We start from the raw sequence: 3,732 nt of genomic DNA, 5'->3' as shown, positions 1-3,732 counted from the left end.
GTTCTGCAGTCTTCTGCATCCATCCCTTCGCCGTCGTCAAGCACTTTAATCGAGGCGAGACCCGCTTCTTCAACATCGATTTCAATCACTGAGCTGTTCGCATCGATTGCATTTTCGACAAGCTCTTTGACGACCGACGCAGGCCTTTCCACTACTTCACCCGCCGCGATTTTATTCGATAAATCGTCTGGCAGCTGAACAATTTTTGCCAAGTTGGGTCACCTCTTTATTACTTTAATTTTTTTTGCAGCCTGTACAGTTCATTCATGACTTGTATAGGCGTCATATCGAGCAGATCCATCGTTTTAAATTCGGCTAAAACAGCCTGCTCTTTTTTGGAGAGCTTCGTCTCTTTTTCTTTCGGCTTGTCCGTTTCAAAAAATGACAGCTGGGCCGGTTGATCTGCAACAGTTGCCGCGACTTCTTCCGCCGCCTCTTTTACCGTATTCGGAGCCGTTGATGGAACCGCTTCTTTGGCGCCGGATTCAAGCTCTTTCAGGATCGTTTTCGCCCTGCTGATCAAACCGTCGGGTAATTCGGCAAGCTGCGCAACATGGATACCGTAGCTTTTATCTGCTGCGCCTTCTTTTATCTGGTGAAGGAATACGACCTTTCCTTCGTATTCTTCCGCACGAACGTGAACATTCTTCAAGTCGGCAAGCTTTTCTTCAAGGGTTGTCAGCTCGTGATAGTGAGTGGAAAATAAAGTCTTCGCGCCGATGTGCTCGTGAACGTACTCGATGATTGCCTGCGCAAGCGCCATTCCGTCGTAAGTGGACGTACCCCGGCCGATTTCGTCAAATAGAATCAAGCTGTTTTTCGTCGCATGGACGATCGCGTTTTTGGCTTCAAGCATTTCCACCATAAACGTGCTCTGCCCGGATATAAGATCATCCGCAGCACCGATTCTTGTAAAGATCTGATCAAAGATCGGCAGCACCGCTTTTTTGGCAGGAACAAAACAGCCGATCTGCGCCAAAATGGAGATCAGCGCCATCTGTCTCATATACGTGCTTTTCCCTGACATATTCGGCCCGGTGATTAAAAGCATCTGTCTGCCTTTGCCCATTTCGCAGCTATTCGGAACGTAAGACTGGCTGTCCATCACCTTTTCTACGACCGGATGCCGTCCGTCGGTCACCTGAACGACGTCCTCGGAAAACTCCGGTTTAACATAGTGGCGGTTTTCGCTGATCGTCGCAAAACATTGGAGCACATCAAGCTCGCTCATCATTTTTGCCAGCTGCTGCAGGCGCGGAATATATTCCTTCACCTTGCTGCGAAGCTCAGAAAACAGCTCATACTCCAGCTCGCAAATATTGTTTTCTGCTTCGAGAATCAGCGCTTCTTTTTCTTTCAGCTCCGGCGTGATATAGCGTTCTGCATTGGTCAGCGTCTGCTTCCGTTCATAGCGGCCTTCTTCAAGCAGATGGATGTTGGCTTTCGTCACTTCAATATAATAGCCGAACACCTTGTTAAAGCCGACTTTTAAAGAGCGGATTCCCGTGTACTCGCGTTCCTGCTGCTCAAGCCTTGCGATCCAGTCCTTTCCGTTCTTGCTTGCGTCCCTGTATTCATCCAGCTTCTCGTGATAGCCGTCTTTGATCAAGTTCCCCTCTTTTAATGAAAGCGGCGGATTCTCGTATAGCGCATCTTCCAAAAGATTCAAAAGATCGCCGCACGGATCGATTTTCTCGGCGCGCGCTTTTGCTTTCGGATGGTCGAGGGAGCCGACAAGCTGTTTGATGGCCGGCACTTGTTTCAGCGATTCCTTTAGCTGGATCAAATCTCGGGCATTGACGTTGCCGTAAGCGACCCTTCCGGCGAGCCGCTCGAGATCGTATACTTCCTTCAGCCGTTCGCGCAAATCTTCCCGCTCAAACAAATGGGCGATCAGCGTTTCGACGATTTCCTGGCGCTCTTCGATCTGTCCCTTTCTGATCAGCGGTCTGTCGATCCATTGCTTTAACAGCCTTCCTCCCATTGCCGTTTTCGTTTCATCCAAAAGCCAAAGAAGCGAGCCTTTTTTGTTTTTCGAACGGATCGTTTCCGTCAGCTCGAGATTGCGTTTCGAATACAAATCGATTTTCATCGCTTCTTCGAGCTCGTAAGCCTGAACGTTTTGAAGGTGGTCAAGGCTTCTTTTCTGCGTCCGCTTCAAGTAGACGTAAAGCCTCATAAACGTATCGCCAAGCTCTTTGGACGCCAGTCCGTTCACAATGTCAGGCACTTCATCTGCTGGTTCATCCTCGAAAGAAATCGTGGCGCCGCAGCGCTCTTTCAGCAGCGCGACATCTTTCTCGTCAAAGTTGCGGCTGACGACGCTTTCCCTTGCTCCGACAGAGTAAATCTCGGAAACGACATCATCAAGCCTTTCGATAATCGTCACTAAGTTCTCGCCCGTCGTCAAATCAGAAAAAGCGAGCCCGTATGTATGCTGAAATTCACTGACAGAGGCGATAAAGTTGTTTTCATTTTCATGAATTCCTTTTCCGTCCATCACGGTGCCGGGTGTGATCAGCTGCACGACTTCCCTTTTGACGACTCCTTTGGCCGATTTAGGGTCCTCCACCTGCTCACAGATCGCGACTTTATAGCCTTTTTTAATGAGCTGTTCGATATATGAAGAGCATGAATGATAAGGAACCCCGCACATCGGGATTCTTTCGCTCGATCCACCGTCTCTGCTCGTCAGCGTGATTTCGAGTTCCTGAGACGCCTTTTTGGCATCTTCAAAAAACATTTCATAAAAGTCTCCAAGACGAAAAAATAAAAAGGCATCCTGATACTCTGCCTTAATCTTTAAATATTGCTGTATCATAGGCGTGTAGCCTGTCATATTTAATCCCTCACTATGTATAAACGTTTCTATTGATTCCAACACTCATTATACCATAAAGATTCATGCTGAAAAAAAAGAAACTAGGGCGGTGTTTCCCTAGCTTCCTTTTATTCTTCTGGATCTCCGACCAAAAACTCCGGATTGATATCCTCAAGTTCTTCATCAAGTTCTTCTTCCCACGCTTCTTCCTCATCGCTTTCCGTCCAATCAGAATTGACCTCAACGACGACCTTCGTCTCGCCGACAACCTCTGACAAAAATTCCCTTTCCGCCTGTACAACCACTTTGTTTCCGTTCGGAGAAATGGTCACTTCAAGGCAGTTCGGCTGCTGAAGCACCTTCGCAATCACTTCGTGTTCATCATCTAAGTAATTTTTGTCGCGATACCGGAGCTTAATAACATCAACATAGGAAACGCGTTCTGTCACAACTTCGGTTTTGGTGTTGTCCGCATATGAATACCAGACGTTGATATCATATGTCCCTTCAATTTCCACGGTTTTTCCGATTTTTTCGGCGTCATACTTATGATTGATAATCCAACCGCCTAAAATACTGGTTGGCTTTTGCGAAGGGGAGATTGTATGAGTGGACTGGGTGAATTTCCGGCCTTTCGCGACCACCGCTTTAGTAATAATTTCCCTGTATTCAGACATTCGGTCATGCCTCCTTGTTTTTCCTCGTATTATCCTATGCTGGGCATTCGTCTAATGTGCGTTCCTTGAGAAATCAAAATAACATCCCATATAATGAATCTGTTTAAGTGTATGCAGATAAAAGGATAAACTTGACTTAAATCAGAAAAGAAAAAGACAGACCGAAAACCGAATCTTTTCAATTAGCCGTCGCGGCGGGAAATTGCATTCAAAAAAACGACGCCTTTAAAAGGC

The 3,732-nt window shown here is 46.9% G+C and carries 3 protein-coding genes; all 3 read right to left on the bottom strand.

Annotation, left to right across the window (positions count from 1 at the left end):
* Nucleotides 1–212: ATP-binding protein (locus tag C1T29_RS10865; RefSeq protein ID WP_208945695.1), on the bottom strand; the 212-nt coding region annotated here is incomplete at its 3' end.
* A gap of 17 nt (nucleotides 213–229) precedes the next feature.
* Nucleotides 230–2,839, bottom strand: a complete 2,610-nt coding sequence (gene mutS, locus C1T29_RS10860; RefSeq protein WP_208945694.1) for a DNA mismatch repair protein MutS — start codon at nucleotides 2,837–2,839, stop codon at nucleotides 230–232.
* 110 nt (nucleotides 2,840–2,949) lie between these two features.
* Nucleotides 2,950–3,498 carry an outer spore coat protein CotE gene (cotE, locus tag C1T29_RS10855; protein ID WP_020451464.1) on the bottom strand — a complete coding sequence of 183 codons (549 nt, stop codon included), beginning with the start codon at nucleotides 3,496–3,498 and terminating at the stop codon, nucleotides 2,950–2,952.
* Between the last annotated feature and the right edge of the window lie 234 nt (nucleotides 3,499–3,732).

It is taken from the genome of Bacillus sp. MBGLi79 (assembly GCF_002953915.1).
This window is presented reverse-complemented; position numbering and strand designations above follow the sequence as displayed.

What these genes read in the sequence shown, in the direction of transcription:
- cotE (WP_020451464.1), bottom strand. Translation starts at nt 3,498, where the DNA reads ATGTCTGAATACAGGGAAATTATTACTAAAGCGGTGGTCGCGAAAGGC.
- mutS (WP_208945694.1), bottom strand. Translation starts at nt 2,839, where the DNA reads ATGACAGGCTACACGCCTATGATACAGCAATATTTAAAGATTAAGGCA.